General features: G+C 60.0%; 14 protein-coding genes. 5 read left to right on the top strand and 9 right to left on the bottom strand.

From position 1 onward, the window contains the following. The first annotated feature begins 66 nt into the window (after positions 1-66). From BM069_RS06720 to folD, 4 genes are all read left to right on the top strand, one after another. Entirely contained in the window at positions 67-1,743 is a 1,677-nt protein-coding gene (locus BM069_RS06720) for a formate--tetrahydrofolate ligase (protein ID WP_093322041.1), read from the top strand. A gap of 64 nt (positions 1,744-1,807) precedes the next feature. Further along, positions 1,808-2,104: a chorismate mutase gene (locus BM069_RS06715; RefSeq protein WP_244503553.1), complete on the top strand. Its 297-nt coding sequence runs from the start codon at positions 1,808-1,810 to the stop codon at positions 2,102-2,104. Between the two features lie 11 nt (positions 2,105-2,115). Then, positions 2,116-3,009, top strand: a complete 894-nt coding sequence (locus tag BM069_RS06710) for a bifunctional 5,10-methylenetetrahydrofolate dehydrogenase/5,10-methenyltetrahydrofolate cyclohydrolase (protein ID WP_093322039.1) — start codon at positions 2,116-2,118, stop codon at positions 3,007-3,009. A gap of 12 nt (positions 3,010-3,021) precedes the next feature. Next, positions 3,022-3,924, top strand: coding sequence for a bifunctional methylenetetrahydrofolate dehydrogenase/methenyltetrahydrofolate cyclohydrolase FolD (gene folD, locus BM069_RS06705; RefSeq protein ID WP_093322036.1), 903 nt, complete (start codon positions 3,022-3,024; stop codon positions 3,922-3,924). Positions 3,925-3,974: 50 nt separating this feature from the next. On the opposite strand, the gene BM069_RS06700 is transcribed toward folD, so the two are convergent. The 7 genes from BM069_RS06700 to tmpA form a co-directional block, all read right to left on the bottom strand. Then, positions 3,975-4,403, bottom strand: a complete 429-nt coding sequence (locus BM069_RS06700) for a PaaI family thioesterase (RefSeq protein ID WP_170846694.1) — start codon at positions 4,401-4,403, stop codon at positions 3,975-3,977. Positions 4,404-4,509: 106 nt separating this feature from the next. Beyond that, a complete protein-coding gene (pdeM, locus tag BM069_RS06695; RefSeq protein WP_093322035.1) occupies positions 4,510-5,172 on the bottom strand; it encodes a ligase-associated DNA damage response endonuclease PdeM in 663 nt (220 codons plus the stop codon). Positions 5,173-5,279: 107 nt separating this feature from the next. Then, on the bottom strand, positions 5,280-7,703 hold the full coding sequence (locus BM069_RS06690) for a ligase-associated DNA damage response DEXH box helicase (protein WP_093322808.1): 2,424 nt from the start codon (positions 7,701-7,703) through the stop codon (positions 5,280-5,282). Next, on the bottom strand, positions 7,700-8,032 hold the full coding sequence (locus BM069_RS06685) for an ArsR/SmtB family transcription factor (protein ID WP_425288667.1): 333 nt from the start codon (positions 8,030-8,032) through the stop codon (positions 7,700-7,702). The genes BM069_RS06690 and BM069_RS06685 overlap by 4 nt, the downstream gene beginning before the upstream one ends. Positions 8,033-8,092: 60 nt before the next feature. Continuing rightward, positions 8,093-9,322, bottom strand: a complete 1,230-nt coding sequence (locus tag BM069_RS06680; protein WP_093322032.1) for a mandelate racemase/muconate lactonizing enzyme family protein — start codon at positions 9,320-9,322, stop codon at positions 8,093-8,095. A 123-nt stretch (positions 9,323-9,445) separates the two neighbouring features. Next, positions 9,446-10,027 (bottom strand): (R)-1-hydroxy-2-trimethylaminoethylphosphonate oxygenase, encoded by a 582-nt coding sequence (gene tmpB / locus BM069_RS06675; protein WP_093322028.1) that lies wholly within the window; start codon positions 10,025-10,027, stop codon positions 9,446-9,448. Continuing rightward, complete coding sequence (gene tmpA / locus BM069_RS06670; protein WP_093322025.1) at positions 10,024-11,148, bottom strand: 2-trimethylaminoethylphosphonate dioxygenase; 1,125 nt, start codon at positions 11,146-11,148, stop codon at positions 10,024-10,026. The genes tmpB and tmpA overlap by 4 nt, the downstream gene beginning before the upstream one ends. 121 nt (positions 11,149-11,269) lie before the next feature. On the opposite strand from tmpA, the gene BM069_RS06665 reads away from it, so the two are divergent. Further along, positions 11,270-12,139 carry a LysR family transcriptional regulator gene (locus tag BM069_RS06665; RefSeq protein WP_093322023.1) on the top strand — a complete coding sequence of 290 codons (870 nt, stop codon included), beginning with the start codon at positions 11,270-11,272 and terminating at the stop codon, positions 12,137-12,139. Here the strand turns inward: BM069_RS06665 and BM069_RS06660 are convergent. Both BM069_RS06660 and BM069_RS06655 read right to left on the bottom strand, forming a co-directional pair. Further along, positions 12,136-13,224: a Zn-dependent alcohol dehydrogenase gene (locus tag BM069_RS06660; RefSeq protein ID WP_093322020.1), complete on the bottom strand. Its 1,089-nt coding sequence runs from the start codon at positions 13,222-13,224 to the stop codon at positions 12,136-12,138. The two genes, BM069_RS06665 and BM069_RS06660, sit on opposite strands and share 4 nt — an antisense overlap. A gap of 87 nt (positions 13,225-13,311) precedes the next feature. Continuing rightward, positions 13,312-14,514: a TCR/Tet family MFS transporter gene (locus BM069_RS06655; protein ID WP_093322017.1), complete on the bottom strand. Its 1,203-nt coding sequence runs from the start codon at positions 14,512-14,514 to the stop codon at positions 13,312-13,314. Between the last annotated feature and the right edge of the window lie 131 nt (positions 14,515-14,645).

Raw genomic sequence — 14,645 nt, 5'->3', positions numbered from 1 at the left:
CCGACGCGTCTGTGAGCGCTACAAAAGAAGTAGAGAGAGCGCCAACATTTTGCGACAGGGACCGCTATGAGCTTCAAAACCGACATTGAAATCGCCCGCGAGGCCAAGAAACGCCCGATTCAGGAAATCGGTGCCAAGATTGGCATCGGCAGCGACGACTTGCTGCCCTATGGCCACGACAAGGCCAAGGTGAGCCAAGAGTTCATCAACTCCGTTCAGGGGCGCGACAATGGCAAGCTGATCCTTGTCACCGCGATCAACCCGACGCCGGCGGGAGAAGGCAAGACCACCACGACCGTGGGGCTGGGTGATGGCCTGAACAAGATCGGCAAGAATGCCATGATCTGTATCCGCGAAGCATCGCTGGGTCCGAACTTCGGCATGAAGGGTGGCGCGGCCGGTGGTGGCCATGCGCAAGTCGTGCCGATGGAAGAGATGAACCTGCACTTCACAGGTGACTTCCACGCGATCACCTCGGCGCATTCGCTGCTGAGCGCGATGATCGACAACCACATCTATTGGGGCAACGAGCAGGAAATCGACATCCGCCGCGTTGCATGGCGTCGTGTGGTCGACATGAACGACCGCGCCCTGCGTCAGATCACAGCCAGCCTTGGCGGTGTTTCCAACGGCTTCCCGCGTGAAACCGGCTTTGACATCACCGTGGCTTCCGAAGTTATGGCGATCCTGTGTCTGGCAAACGATCTGGCCGACCTTGAAAAACGTCTGGGCGACATCATCGTGGCCTACCGCCGCGACAAAACCGCGGTTTACTGCCGCGACATCAAGGCAGCGGGCGCCATGACCGTGCTGCTGAAAGACGCAATGCAGCCCAACCTCGTGCAGACACTGGAAAACAACCCGGCCTTCGTGCACGGCGGTCCGTTCGCCAACATTGCACACGGCTGTAACTCCGTGATCGCCACCACCACCGCGCTGAAGGTTGCGGACTACGTGGTGACCGAGGCGGGCTTTGGTGCCGATCTGGGTGCCGAGAAGTTCATGAACATCAAGTGCCGTAAGGCGGGCATTGCACCGGATGCGGTTGTGCTGGTTGCCACTGTGCGCGCGATGAAGATGAACGGCGGCGTTGCCAAAGCAGACCTCGGCGCGGAAAACGTCGAAGCGGTCGAAAACGGCTGTGCCAACCTTGGCCGTCACATCGAGAACGTGAAATCCTTTGGCGTGCCGGTTGTTGTGGGCATCAACCACTTTGTCACCGACACCGACGCCGAAGTGCAGGCGGTCAAAGATTACTGTGCGGCGCACGGCGTGGAAGCGGTTCTGTCGCGCCACTGGGAGCTGGGTTCTGAAGGGTCTGCGCCGCTGGCTGAGAAGGTTGTCGAGATCGTTGAAGGTGGCTCTGCCAACTTCGCGCCGATCTATCCCGACGACATGCCGCTCTTTGAGAAGATCGAAACCGTCGCAAAGCGCATCTATCGTGCGGATGAGGTTCTGGCCGATGCAAAGATCCGCAACCAACTGAAAGAGTGGGAAGAGGCCGGCTATGGTCACTTGCCGGTTTGTATGGCGAAGACGCAGTACAGCTTCTCTACCGACCCGAGCTTGCGCGGCGCACCCACTGGGCACTCTGTTCCGGTGCGTGAGGTACGCCTGAGCGCTGGTGCTGGCTTTATCGTGGTTGTCTGCGGTGAGATCATGACCATGCCGGGTCTGCCTCGCAAACCCGCTGCGGAGAGCATCTGCATCAACGACGAAGGTCTGGTCGAAGGCCTCTTCTGATCCGGATTGCGGTTTGGTGAAAGGCGGGGTAGGGCATGCGCGAGAATATTCCGAGAGGAACGCCATGCTTGACCCCGCCCAATGCCCCGATATGCCAACTTTGCGCGCGCAGATCGATATCTTGGATCGGGACTTGATCCGGCTGCTGGCCAAGCGCACGGGGTATATCGACCGCGCGGTGGAAATCAAGACGGAGGCGGGGCTGCCTGCCTCCATACCGGCCCGCGTCGAAGATGTGGTGAGCAAGGTAAAAGCCACAGCCGAGGCTGAGGGATTGGATCCCGAAATTGTCGAAGTGATGTGGCGCACATTGATTGATTGGTCGATTGCGCGTGAGGCGCAAAGCATCGATTTCGAATAGCGGAGAACAGCATGCGCGCAGCAGTGATAGACGGAAAAGCGGTGGCGGAAGAGCTGCGGGCGGACGTCAGGACAGAGGCGCAAAAGCTGAGTGAACTTGGGTGGTCCCCGCGATTGGTGTCGGTGAGCGTCGGGGAAACGGCGGCCGCCGAGTTGTATGTACGAAACCAGCAAAAGCAGGCCGAAAGTGCGGGTGTCGAGTTTGAGGCGCGCAACTATCCGGCGGAAACGTCGCTGGAGCAGTTGATCGGGATTTTGCAGGGATTGAACCACGATCCGCGCGTCAACGGCATCATCATTCAGCGTCCCTTGCCCGAGCATATCCCCGTGAAAGCGCTCCAGAAGGCGGTGCATCCTTTGAAAGACGTCGAAGGCATGCACCCTGCCTCGATTGGCAACATCGTTTATAACGACCTAGCGCTGGGGCCATGTACCGCGGTGGCAGCGGTGGAGATTCTAAAAACCTTGCCCTTGCAAATGGAAGGGCTGAACGTGACCGTGATCGGACATTCCGAGATCGTTGGCAAACCCATTGCCTTTTTGATGATGGGACTGGGCGCAACGGTCACGGTGTGTCACCACATGACACGCTCGGTGGCGATGCACAGCCGTGCTGCGGATGCTGTATTCGTGGCCGTTGGCAAGCCCGGGCTTGTGACCGGCGACATGATCAAACCGGGCGCGGCGGTGATCGATATCGGGATTAACCGCGTCGAGACACCGGACGGGCCGCGCACGGTGGGCGATGCGGACTTTGAAAGCTGCGCCGAAGTGGCGGGGTGGATCACGCCGGTGCCTGGTGGTGTCGGGCCGGTGACGGTTGCGACATTGATGAAAAACGCCGTGTTGGCAACGCGGATGCAGATGGACCATTACCGGGATTCCTATGCCCGGACAAATGTGTAAGGGGAGATCAAGATGACAGCGCAAGTGATTGACGGCAAAGCCTTTGCGGCAACCGTGCGGGAGAAAGTGGCGGGCCATGTGGCGCGCCTTAAGGAAGAAAACGGACTGACACCGGGGTTGGCTGTTGTGCTGGTGGGCGAAGATCCTGCGAGCCAAGTTTATGTGCGCTCCAAGGGCAAGCAAACGGTCGAAGTCGGTATGAAAAGCATTGAGCACAAGCTGGCCGTGGACACGTCAGAGGCGGATTTGCTGGCGCTGATTGATCAGTTGAACAACGATCCGGAAGTGCATGGAATACTTGTTCAATTGCCTTTGCCTGGCCATTTGGACGAAGACTTGGTGATCAACTCGATTGATCCGGCCAAAGATGTGGACGGCTTCCACATTTCCAATGTGGGCCTCTTGGGCACCGGGCAAAAATCCATGGTGCCGTGCACACCGCTGGGCTGTTTGATGATGCTGCGGGACCACCACGGGAGTCTTTCGGGTATGAACGCGGTTGTGATCGGGCGATCCAACATCGTGGGCAAGCCCATGGCGCAGCTTTTGCTGGGCGAAAGCTGCACCGTGACCATCGCGCATTCCCGCACGAAAGACCTGCCGGAGGTCGTGCGTGGTGCGGACATCGTTGTGGCCGCCGTGGGGCGCCCCGAGATGGTGCCAGGTGATTGGATCAAAGAGGGCGCGACTGTGATCGACGTGGGCATCAACCGCATCGACGCGCCAGAAAAAGGCGAGGGCAAAACCCGTTTGGTGGGGGATGTCCACTATGAAAGCGCAGCGGCCGTGGCCGGTGCCATCACGCCGGTGCCAGGCGGAGTTGGGCCTATGACCATCGCCTGCCTGCTGGCCAACACCGTGACCGCTTGCTGTCGTGCGAACGGTCTCGCGGAGCCGGAAGGGTTAACCGCGTAAAAACTCAGATTTGTAGATGGTTAGAGGGCGGTTCTAGACAGGATCGCCCTTTACCTTGGCAGGAGAGGCACCATGGTGCCAGTCATCAGTGCGACCTGCGTGCGACTGTCATTGGCGACCGCAAAAACCTCTGCCTGCACAATCACCAACCGCTTGCCGGGTTTTATAACTTTGCCGACGGCCTCCAAATACTCTCCCTGAGCCGGCGCTAACAGGTGTATCTTCATTTCACTCGTCAGAACTTCGGCCTCTAAGGGCATGACAGACAAAGCGGAATAGCCGGCTGCCGAGTCACCGAGGCCGAAGGTCAGAGCCGCATGGGCAAAACCGTGTTGTTGTTTGCAGCCATCGTTGATCGCGGCGCGCAGCGTGACCTGACCCAATGCGATCTCGTCGATCTCAGCGCCAAAGGTGGCCATCATCGACTGCCTGCCAAAGCTCAGGCGGAGTTTTTCGGAGATTTCAGGCGCCAAAGACATGTGTATTTCCGCAAATTGAAGGTTCTATATTAACTGACATCGATTTGGTTCGTGCGGTCAAGCGGGCGGATTTTCTAGCTTCACCTCAGGCGCTTGCTCTGCACACTTAACGTGGCATCGGCATCATGCGAGGTGTCTGGCCGGTAAGGATTGCGGTCGCCTCTGGACGCATGAGTGTATTGAGCACGTCTTCGGAACTGCGAAGTCCACCAGTGTAGGTGCCATAGGCCGGCATTATCACACGATCGCTGTCGATCAGAAACGCGGGACGTGTGATGCTGCGCAGCCGCGTTTGCACGCGAACTTTGGGGTGGTAATGGCCGGAAATCTCGCCGCTTTTGCCACTTTCTGCGATGTGGCGAAACGTAAGCGGCGACAGCGGCAATTCCACCAAATGCGTGCCGGCAAGATCAATCGGACCGGGATCATGGTTGCCTTCAATCCAGACCCAACGCCGGCCGGCTTGCAGGCGGTTGATCCACAAACGGTCCGCTTCGGGTAAAGTGCGGGCGGCTTCGGCGTCATCGAAGCTGTCCCCGAGGCAAATCACGGTCGCAGCATTGGTCGCGTTGAGGTCATTTTCCAGCCGAATGAGCGTGTCGCGGGTTTCATAAGGAGGTAAAGAAGGGCCGCCACGCCTTAGAATGCGTTCGGTTTTTCCCAAGTGCAGGTCCGAAACCACAAGCAGGCGCTGCTCGGCCCACCAGAGAGCTCCCGAGCCCAAAGCAGTCAGGCCTGCGCCTGCGACAGAGAAGTCTATCCCGTTCATGGTACGTTCCTAGCCTGTCCCGCTATTTGGCGCAATCCTCGACTCAAATTCTTATAGATTTCGAACATTTTCAGGCCAATTTTCGCGGGTTTATTCGTTAACGCCCGTTAACCTTTAACATTTTGAAGTCCACTGTCCCGCATGAGCGCATCTGTTTCCTCGGCGAGCAATCTTTCTTCGGCACTGCCGCTTTGAACCGGCACTTTTCCCACCTCAAGAAAGAGAGGAGCGGCAAGCGGTGTCACATGCGGTGCTCGAACATGGTCAATCCGCCCTTCAATCCGCGCGAGCATGTCCTCAATCCGCGCGAAATCCACCAAGCCGCTAAGCGCTTCTGTGCGGGTGACTTGCATCAGAAGGTGTTCCGGATCGTATTTCAGCAAAGTGTCGTAAAGAATGTCTGAACTGAACGTTGCCTGACGACCGGATTTGCGTTGCCCGGGGGTGTTGCGTTCGATCAGGCCCGCGATGGTGGCGGCCCCGCGAAAGGTGCGTTTCATGAGCGCATTTCCCGCCAGCCAACCATCAAGACCGTCGCGCAAGGCGTTGAGATCAAACAGGGCTTCGGGGTTCGCAATTTCGTCCAACCCCCATATCAATGTCGCATAGTCGGTGGCCACAAACCCCATCGGGGCAAGATCACGGTCTTCCATGCGTTTGGTGAGCAACAGGCCGAGCGTCTGCTGGGCATTGCGTCCGGCAAACCCATAAACGACCATATTTTCGCGCCCGTCGCGGGGAAACGTTTCCACCAGAAGGCGGTTTGGTTCCGGCAGGCGCGAAACATCACGTTGCAGGCGCAACCAATCGGCGGTGTGGTCTGGCAGCTCCGGCCAGCTTGGGTGTTGCAAAAACCGCAGGGTGCGTTGGCTAAGTTGGGTGGAAGTGGCGAATTTGGTACCGGAGAAGACAGCGACCCGCGGCTTTTTTGCGGCGTTTCTAGAGACTTCGACGGTCATCTCCCGCAATCCCTCATAGCGCACGATCTGGCCGCCAATGAGAAATGTATCGCCCTGAGAGAGCGTCGCGGCGAAGGATTCTTCGACCTCGCCCAAGGGCTTGCCGCCGCGGTTGCGCTTGAGGCGCACCTTGAGTTTGTCGCTGTCCTGAATGGTGCCGGCATTCATGCGAATGCGTGCGGCGGCGCGCGGGTCGCGCAGGTGCCAAAGGTCGCCACGTTTTTGCAGGCGTTGCCAACGGTCATAGGTCCGAAAGGCATAGCCACCCGTGGCGCAAAATTCGAGACAGGCGTCAAATTCGGCGCGGGTCAAATCGGCGTAGGCACCAGCGGAGGTCATTTCCGCAAAGAGATCATCGGCGGAGAAGGGCGCGGCGGCGGCGGCGAGCAAGATGTGCTGGCAGAGCACGTCCTGCGGGCCGCGGGGACGGGGATCGCCATCCAGATCGCCCTCGCGCACGGCTTGCAAGGCGTTGACGCATTCGACAACTTCCCAGCGGTTGGCGGGCACCAAGAGGGCTTTGGACGGGGCGTTGTAGCGGTGGTTGGCGCGGCCGATGCGTTGCACGAGGCGTTTGACGTTTTTGGGGGCGCCAACCTGAATCACAAGGTCCACGTCGCCCCAATCAATGCCGAGATCGAGCGAGCCGGTGCAGACGATTGCGCGCAAGTCGCCGCGCACCATCGCGGCCTCGACACGTTCGCGTTGTTGTCGGTCAAGGCTGCCGTGGTGGATGCCGATCGGCAGGCTTTCGTCATTGGCAAGCCACAGATTATGAAAGAAAATTTCCGCCTGTGCGCGGGTGTTGTGGAAGATCAAAGTGGTTTTGTGTTGCTTGACGTGCTCGAGCACGGCGGGGATCGCATAGGCCGCTCCGCCGCCAGACCACGGCGGGGTTTCGTCGGTTTGCAGCATGGCGATGTCGGGCGCGGGACCGGGGTCTGCGGTGACGATGGCGCAGGGATCAGGATGGCGAGCGAGGAGGCTTGCGACGTCTGCGGGGCGGTCTACAGTGGCTGAGAGGCCAACGCGGCGCAGGTCGGGACAGAGGGTTTGCAGACGCGCGAGCGCAAGGAAGAGCTGATCGCCGCGTTTGGAGTCCGCGAGGGCGTGGATTTCGTCAACGATGACACGCTTGAGGCCACGGAAGATGCGTGGGGCGTCTTCGTAGGAGGTCAGCAACGCAAGGCTTTCCGGCGTGGTCAAAAGGATGTGAGGCGGGTCGGCGCGTTGGCGTTTTTTGACGGTTTGGCTGGTGTCGCCGGTGCGGTCCTCAATGCGGATCGGTAGGCCCATTTCGTCAACTGGTGTGCGCAGATTGCGTTTGATGTCGGCCGCAAGCGCCTTGAGGGGCGACACATAAAGCGTGTGCAGGCCGTCATGCGTGCCATCTGACAATTCAGCCAGCGTAGGCAGAAAACCGGCCATGGTTTTGCCGCCGCCCGTCGGGGCAATCAGCAGTGTGCAGGGATCAGTTGACCGCGCAAGCATGTCACGCTGATGGGGGTGGATGTCCCAGCCACGTGTGGAGAACCAACCTTCGATCTCAGTTGGCAGAGACGGCGGTGTCACTTGGGTGTCGGGGCGCAAAATAGGTTATAAAGCAAGGAGATAACCTGTGCCGTGCTCGGGTCCGAAAGCGTGTAGTAGATGGTTTTGCCATCGCGCCGCGTGGCCACCAAACCTTCGTCGCGCAAGCGGGCGAGCATTTGGCTGACGGCGGCCTGTCGCAGGTCGAGAAGTTCCTCGAGTTCGCCCACGGATTTTTCGCCGGTGCCGAGATGACAGAGGATCATCAGACGACCCTCATGCGCCAGCGTCTTGAGGTAGGCGGCGGCGGATCTGGCGTTTTCCGCCATCTCGGATGGCGGCGCAGGTGGTTTTTGAAGTGTCTCGGTCATCACGTTGTTCTCTTGCTTGGCAGAGATATAGCATCGGTGATTCCGATTTTCGAGGTCTTGTCAGGTTTTTGGTGGCGCACCGCCTTCGAAGCTGTTGCCGTTGACGTAATCACAGGGCGCGTCCTGCATTTGCAGATGAAGGCCAGTGTCGGTGTAGGGGCGCGCGCGGGCGAGGGGCTCGTTGACTTCAATGCCAAGGCCAGGGGCGGTTGGAGGTGTGACGAAACCGTCCTCTACTTTGAGCGACGAGGAGATCAGTTGGTCGTGGAAACCGGTCTCGATGGTTTCTATCATCAGAAGGTTCGGGATGGAGGCCGCGAGGTGGATGTTGGCGGCCCACTCAACGGGTCCGGCGTAAAGGTGCGGGGCCATTTGAGCGTTATAACACTCTGCAATTGCGGCGACTTTTTTCATTTCCCAAATGCCGCCAGCGCGCCCCAAGGCGGGCTGCAAAATCTCGGCAGCTCCGGTTTTGAGGACGGCTGCAAATTCGGCTTTGGTGGTCATGCGCTCGCCCGTAGCGACGGGGATACGCACATTGCGGGCGACGCGGGCCATGTCGTCGATGTTGTCGGGCGGGGTGGGTTCTTCGAACCACAGAGGCGAGTAAGGCTCCAAGGCTTGGCCAAGGCGGATCGCGCCTGCGGTGTTGAATTGGCCATGGGTGCCGAACAGGAGATCCGCGCGGTCGCCGACAGCCTCTCGGATGGCTTTGCAGAAGGCGACGGACATGGAAATGTCGCTCATCGCGGGCATGTGGCCGCCGCGCATTGTGTAGGGCCCAGCGGGGTCGAATTTTACTGCTGTGTAGCCTCGGCGCACCATTTCGGCTGCGGTCTCTGCGGCCATCTCGGGGGAGGTCCAGAAGTCGGAAACCTTATGGTGGTCAAGGGGATAGAGATAAGTGTAGGCGCGTAGGCGTTCGTTCATCAACCCGCCAAGAAGCGCATAGACGGGGCGGTCGCGGTCTTTGCCGAGAATGTCCCAGCAGGCGATTTCGAGACCTGAGAAGGCACCCATGACGGTGAGGTCGGGGCGTTGGGTGAAGCCCGAGGAATAGGTGCGGCGGAAGAGGCGTTCGATGTTCTCCGGGTTCTCATCAAGGAAGTAGCGTTCAAACACGTCTCGGATCACGTGGGTCATGGCGTCTGGACCAACCGAGGAGGCATAGCATTCACCCCAGCCGGTGATGCCGGAGTCGGTGGTGAGCTTGACCAAAATCCAGTACCGCCCGCCCCAACCGGGGGCGGGCGGCGCGGTGACGATGACGTCGAGGTCGGTGAGTTTCATAGGGTTGTCCCTCTTGGTGGCCGAATCGTGGTTAATCGTATGATTTTGTTTGTCTATTCATGTAGGCAAAACGTCGGTATTGCGTCGGTATTCCGTCGGTGTGTTTTCGGCCCCAGCGAGTTGTTAACCAAGCGTGCGCATGTGAGCGTCAACCACACGCTGCACCATCGGGGCGAAATGGGCGTAGTCAGGCGTCTGCATGTCCGGATGTTTTCCGGCCTCATCAAGGTAGCGGACCTGAATGATTTTCTCCAAATTGGGATTTTTCTGGAAATCAGCGACTTCGGCGTCGCTCATGGGGCCGCCTTGCAGGTTGAGGGAATGGATAGAGGCCTCGGACAGGCGGTTGAAGTATTCCGGCTTGGTGGCGCAAAGGTAGCGTTTGGCGGCGACGTGGTGGCGCACGCAATCGATGACGACGGAGGGAAAGAAATCGGCAAGCACTCGCGCGCCCGCCTCTTCGTGAAAGCGGTCTTCGGTGTCTTCCATAGAGAAAGTGCCGAATTCCGATGTGAAATGACCGATGTCGTGTAAGAGGGCCGCGACGATGATGTCCTCGGGCAGGCCGTTTTGTTCGGCAATGGTGGCCCCTTGCAGCATGTGCTGTGCCATCGTCACGGGCTCGCCAAGGTATTCCTCATCGCCGCAGCGGGCAAAGATATCACCGATGAAGGCCACGATGGTGTCTTGGGTCAAGGTGGTCATGCGGTTGCCTCCAGTGCGGCGAGGGTGGAGAGCAGGCCGTCTTTGTCGGCGTAGCAGCCCTGAAGCCAGCGGTTGCCTGCACCGGAGTAGCCCTTGCGCGCGTGCAGGACGCGGGTGTTGTCGACGATGAAGGCCTCGCCGGGGGCGAGTTTGAAGCGCACCTCGGACGCGGGGTCGTCGATGATGTCAGACAGTTGGCGCAGGGCGGCATAATAGGCGGGCATGTCGTCAAAAGGCACGTCCACCGGCGCGGCGGCGGAGCGGGCGTTGAAGCGTACGGATTGCAGGGTGCCCTCGGGGGTGAGTTCGATCACGGGGCGACGGGAGGTGAGGCGCACGCCAGCCTCGCCTGCGTATTCAAATCGCGCGGAGTGGCTGTGCAGGAGTGCAAAACCTTCGGGGTTAATCTCGCGCAGCTTTTGCGCTGCGGCAAAGCCATCCACAACCATGTTGTCGCCGCCTTCAGCGGAATTTTCAAGACAGGCAAGGACTTGCAGAGTCGGCACAGGGTCGCGGTAGGGGTTGTCGGTATGGGCCTGAAGTCCAAGGCCGGTAAAGGCGAGGTTGGTTGGATTGACCTCGGTGCGGACTTCGAAATGGCGACCGTAATTGGTTTCACGGACAAATCCGAAGAGGGCAACAATGTCAAAAAGCGCACCAGAGGTGGTCGGCATTCCGGTGACTTTGGCAAAGCCGAATTTGCGGATGGCCGCGAGCCATTCGCGTTTGGAGGCGGGATCGGATTGCAGGGCAGGAAGATGGCCGGTTGGGACCGATGTGTTGAGGTCCTCCCCCCATGTTTCAGCGTGCTCTGGCAGGTGGCCGGCAGTGGTGTCTTGCGGACGGTCATAGGCGTTGGCGGTGAGCCATGCGATCGGGAAAGCGGTGGTTTTGCCATCGGCGAAGGTCACGGTGGCGGTGGTATCGGTGGTCTCGGCCGCTGCGAGCGTGCAGTCGTCGGGCAAATCCGCAAGGGTGATCAGGCGCTGGCCGTTGTTTTGGTCGCGTGTGTCCGCGTCCAGCGCGTTGTGGCGCAGCCAGATGGCATGGAAGCGGAGTGTTGCGTCTGCTGTCTGAAGCGAGAGTTGGTGTCCATCCGGTGAGAGGCTGACCTGTGGCATGGGCGTTCCTTTTGCTGGCTGAGATGCGTTCGCCCGATTTGGGGCGGCGTCATGGACAATCTGGCGCTGCACCGACATAAATTCAAATTAGCCTTTTGATGCCTGAGGGGGTGTTTTGATAATGGATAAATCCGGTTTCGACAGGTTGCCGCTGGAGTGGATTCGGGCCTTTGAAGCGGCGGCGCGGTTGGGCAGTTTTACAGCTGCGGCGGAGGAATGCGGGCTGACGCAATCCGCGATCAGCCAGCGCATCGGACATCTGGAGGCGCGGCTTGGAGCGCAGCTGTTTATCCGGCAGGCGCGGCAAATCACGCTGACCTCCGAAGGCGAGGCGTGGCTGCCGCATGTTCAGGGAGCTTTGTTGGGGCTGCGTGACAGCACGGATGCGGTGTTCGGGGTGTCGCGCAACCGGATTGCGATTTCCGCGAGTGCGTCGGTTCACGAGCTTTGGGTTGTGCCGCGGATGGGGCGGTTGGCGCAGGTGAGCGGTGCCGAGATCACGCTGAGCACGATGGTTGTGGCTGCGGGGGAAACCGCAGAGGAGGCGACAATCCGGATCAGATATGGCGGCGGTGATTGGCCGGTGAGCTATGCCCAGCCGCTTTATGAGGAGCGCATGAGTCCGGTTGTGGCGTCTGGTTTGCTGGGCCGTGGCCCTTGGCAGGAGTTGCCGCGTTTGGCGGTCGCTGGCCCGCGTCCGGGGTGGGCACGGTGGTGTGAGCAGACAGGCACACCTACGACGCCGGTTCCGTCGCTGCGGTTTGACAGTTTCAGCGCCGCTTTGGCGGCGGCGCGGGAAGGACACGGCGTCTTGCTGGCCTCGCTGCCGTTGGTGGCGCGGGATCTGCGGGAAGGGCGGTTGGAGCGGGTCAGTGACCATGTTTTGCACCACCATGAGACCTATTGGTTGCTGGGCACCAGAGAGCGTGTGTCGCGCCGGCAGTGGCAGCAGTTGTCTGCTTGCCTGACCGACGCGACGGGCGCGCTTTAGCTGTCAAACACAATGACGTTGCGCTTGGCGCTGCCGGTTTTGGTGTCGGCGATGGCCTCGTTGATCTGGTCCAGCGACCAACGGCCGGAGATCAGCTCGTCCAGCTTCAGGCGGCCTTGTTCATATAGGTCCACCATCCAGGGAATGTCGCGCTTGATCACGACGTCGCCCATTTTGCTGCCCTGCATGCCTTGACCGATGGCGGCGAGAATGACCGGCTCGTAAGTGGATTTTGCGCCGGAATGTGGCATGCCGACCATGATGACTTTGCCGCCCGGTGCGAGATAGCGGGGGGCGTCGTCATAGGCGGGGATCGCGCCAACGGTGACGATCACCGCGTCGGCCCCGCGGCCCATGGCGCGCATGGCTTTGACAAAGGGTTTCTTGTCGGTAGCAAGCACGCCATCGGTGGCGCCGAATTCCTTGGCGATGGCGAGTTTTTCCTCGCTCATGTCGACGGCGACGATGCGGCGTGCGCCGGCGATGCGCGCGCCTTGGATGGCGTTGAGACCAACGCCGCCGGCGCCGATCACGACAACATCCTGGCCAGCGCGGATTTGCGCTGCGTTCACCACGGCACCGACGCCGGTGATCACACCACAGGCGATCAGGCTGGCGGCCTCCATGGGGATGTCATCGGAGATTTTCACCACTTGGGATTGGTCTACGACGACCTTTTCGGCAAACGCACCGCAGGCCATGGCCTGATGCAGTTTTCCGCCGTCTGCGGTGGTCAGCGGGCCTTTGTCGCCGTCATATGGTGTGGAGCAGATCACCGGCTTGCCTTCGGAACAGGTCGGGCAGGTGCCGCAAGCGCGGATCAGGGTCACAACAACGGGATCGCCAATGGCGAGACCGGTGACGCCGTCGCCGAGGGCTGAAATGCGGCCTGCCGCTTCGTGGCCGTAAACGGCGGGCAGGCTGCCGCCCCAAGCGCCGTCGGCAAAGGAAATGTCGGAGTGACATATGGCGACCGCGGAGAGGTCCACTTGGATTTCACCCATTTGGGGCGTGCGCAGGGTGACGTCTTCGACGACAAGGGGCTGGCCGAATTCGTGACAGACGGCGGCTTTGATGGTGGTCATGGGGTTGGTGTCCTCTCCTGTTCCCTGCAGTCTGGGTCAGGATAGGGCGGCTTTCTTGCCAAACCAGACAAAAGTGTCGCTTTTGGATTATTTGCCGCCACGTGAACTTGCGAAAACCAACATGCACAGCAACATGAGCAGCATCGACAGCAGGAAGGGTGCGCCGGGAAGGTATATTGGCGCGTTGTCGCTGGAGAAGATGGCGAAGGTCTGGGTCATCACCAAGGGCGCGATGACGTGGGTCAGTGAGGTGAGGGAGGCGAGCATGCCTTGCAGTTCGCCTTGTGCGTCGTCGGGCACGCGGCGGGACATGATGCCTTGCAGCGCCGGCAGACCGAGGGCGCCGAGGGCTGCGATGGGCACGGTGATCAGCATCAAAAGGCCTGAGGTCACAAATGCGAGGAACAAGAAAGCGGCGACTTCGATGGCGAGACCGATCATCACGGTGTTGCGGTTGCCGAATATACGGATGGACGGTGCGATAAGCGTGCCTTGGACCAAGGCAAATCCGACGCCATATATTGCAAGCGACAGGCCGATCATACCGGGTTCCCAGTTGAACCGCTCGGCGGTGAAGTAGGGCCAGATCGAGGGGTAAACTGCGGTCGCAATCTGGTAGAGAAAGAAGACCACCAGCAGGCGGTTCATGGCCGGAAGGTGGCCCAGAGCTTTGAGCGCGCCCAGCGGATTGGCGCGACGCCATTGAAACGCGCGGCGGGTGGCGTCGGTCACGGTTTCCTTAAGCACAAACCATCCAAAGAGCGCGTTGGCACCAGCAAGGAAGGCGGCCGCCCAGAACGGAGCGCGGGTGCCGTACTCGCCCAAAAGCCCGCCCATGACGGGGCCAAGCACAAAGCCGATGCCAAATCCTGCGCCGACAAGGCCGAAAGCTTTGGCCTTGTCCTCGGGCGAGGAAATGTCGGCCATATAGGCGAGGGCTGTGGCATGGGTGGCAGCGGTGATGCCGGCAATGATGCGGCCGAAGAACAAAAGCCAGATGTTGTCGGCCAAAGCCATGATCACATAGTCCACCGACATGACCGCCAGTGAGACCAGCAGCACAGGACGACGCCCGTAGCGGTCCGAGAGGTTGCCCAGAAGCGGGCCGCAAAGGAACTGCATGATGGCAAACGCGGTGGCGAGGAAACCTCCCCAAACGGCGGCGGCTGCCAGATCGCCGCCCATGACCTCGCGGATGAGGTCGGGCATCACCGGAATGATCAGGCCAAAGCCCATCGAGTCGATCATCACGGTGGCCAGAATGACCAATACAGGCAGGCGGTTCGTCATTGTTCAGTCCAATTGCGCAAGCGCGCGGGAATTGCGGTGGCGCCGAACATGAAGCCAATTTTTTTAAATGGGAAGTGCGGGGAACCCTATTTTTCAAGATTTTGGCGGGGCCGCGTTTTGGGTTGGCTGCA

The organism is Shimia haliotis, from assembly GCF_900114415.1.
Taxonomy (GTDB): Bacteria; Pseudomonadota; Alphaproteobacteria; order Rhodobacterales; family Rhodobacteraceae; genus Shimia; species Shimia haliotis.
Note: the sequence above shows the minus strand (reverse complement) of the source record. Positions and strands in the feature narration are given on the sequence as shown.

Bases quoted from the DNA above. Each gene is read 5' to 3' on its own strand.
- BM069_RS06685 (WP_425288667.1), bottom strand. From the start codon at position 8,032: ATGACCGAGACACTTCAAAAACCACCTGCGCCGCCATCCGAGATGGCG.
- BM069_RS06720 (WP_093322041.1), top strand. From the start codon at position 67: ATGAGCTTCAAAACCGACATTGAAATCGCCCGCGAGGCCAAGAAACGC.
- tmpB (WP_093322028.1), bottom strand. From the start codon at position 10,027: ATGACCACCTTGACCCAAGACACCATCGTGGCCTTCATCGGTGATATC.
- BM069_RS06715 (WP_244503553.1), top strand. From the start codon at position 1,808: ATGCTTGACCCCGCCCAATGCCCCGATATGCCAACTTTGCGCGCGCAG.
- BM069_RS06700 (WP_170846694.1), bottom strand. From the start codon at position 4,403: ATGTCTTTGGCGCCTGAAATCTCCGAAAAACTCCGCCTGAGCTTTGGC.
- BM069_RS06680 (WP_093322032.1), bottom strand. From the start codon at position 9,322: ATGAAACTCACCGACCTCGACGTCATCGTCACCGCGCCGCCCGCCCCC.
- folD (WP_093322036.1), top strand. From the start codon at position 3,022: ATGACAGCGCAAGTGATTGACGGCAAAGCCTTTGCGGCAACCGTGCGG.
- BM069_RS06655 (WP_093322017.1), bottom strand. From the start codon at position 14,514: ATGACGAACCGCCTGCCTGTATTGGTCATTCTGGCCACCGTGATGATC.
- pdeM (WP_093322035.1), bottom strand. From the start codon at position 5,172: ATGAACGGGATAGACTTCTCTGTCGCAGGCGCAGGCCTGACTGCTTTG.
- BM069_RS06665 (WP_093322023.1), top strand. From the start codon at position 11,270: ATGGATAAATCCGGTTTCGACAGGTTGCCGCTGGAGTGGATTCGGGCC.
- BM069_RS06710 (WP_093322039.1), top strand. From the start codon at position 2,116: ATGCGCGCAGCAGTGATAGACGGAAAAGCGGTGGCGGAAGAGCTGCGG.
- BM069_RS06660 (WP_093322020.1), bottom strand. From the start codon at position 13,224: ATGACCACCATCAAAGCCGCCGTCTGTCACGAATTCGGCCAGCCCCTT.
- tmpA (WP_093322025.1), bottom strand. From the start codon at position 11,148: ATGCCACAGGTCAGCCTCTCACCGGATGGACACCAACTCTCGCTTCAG.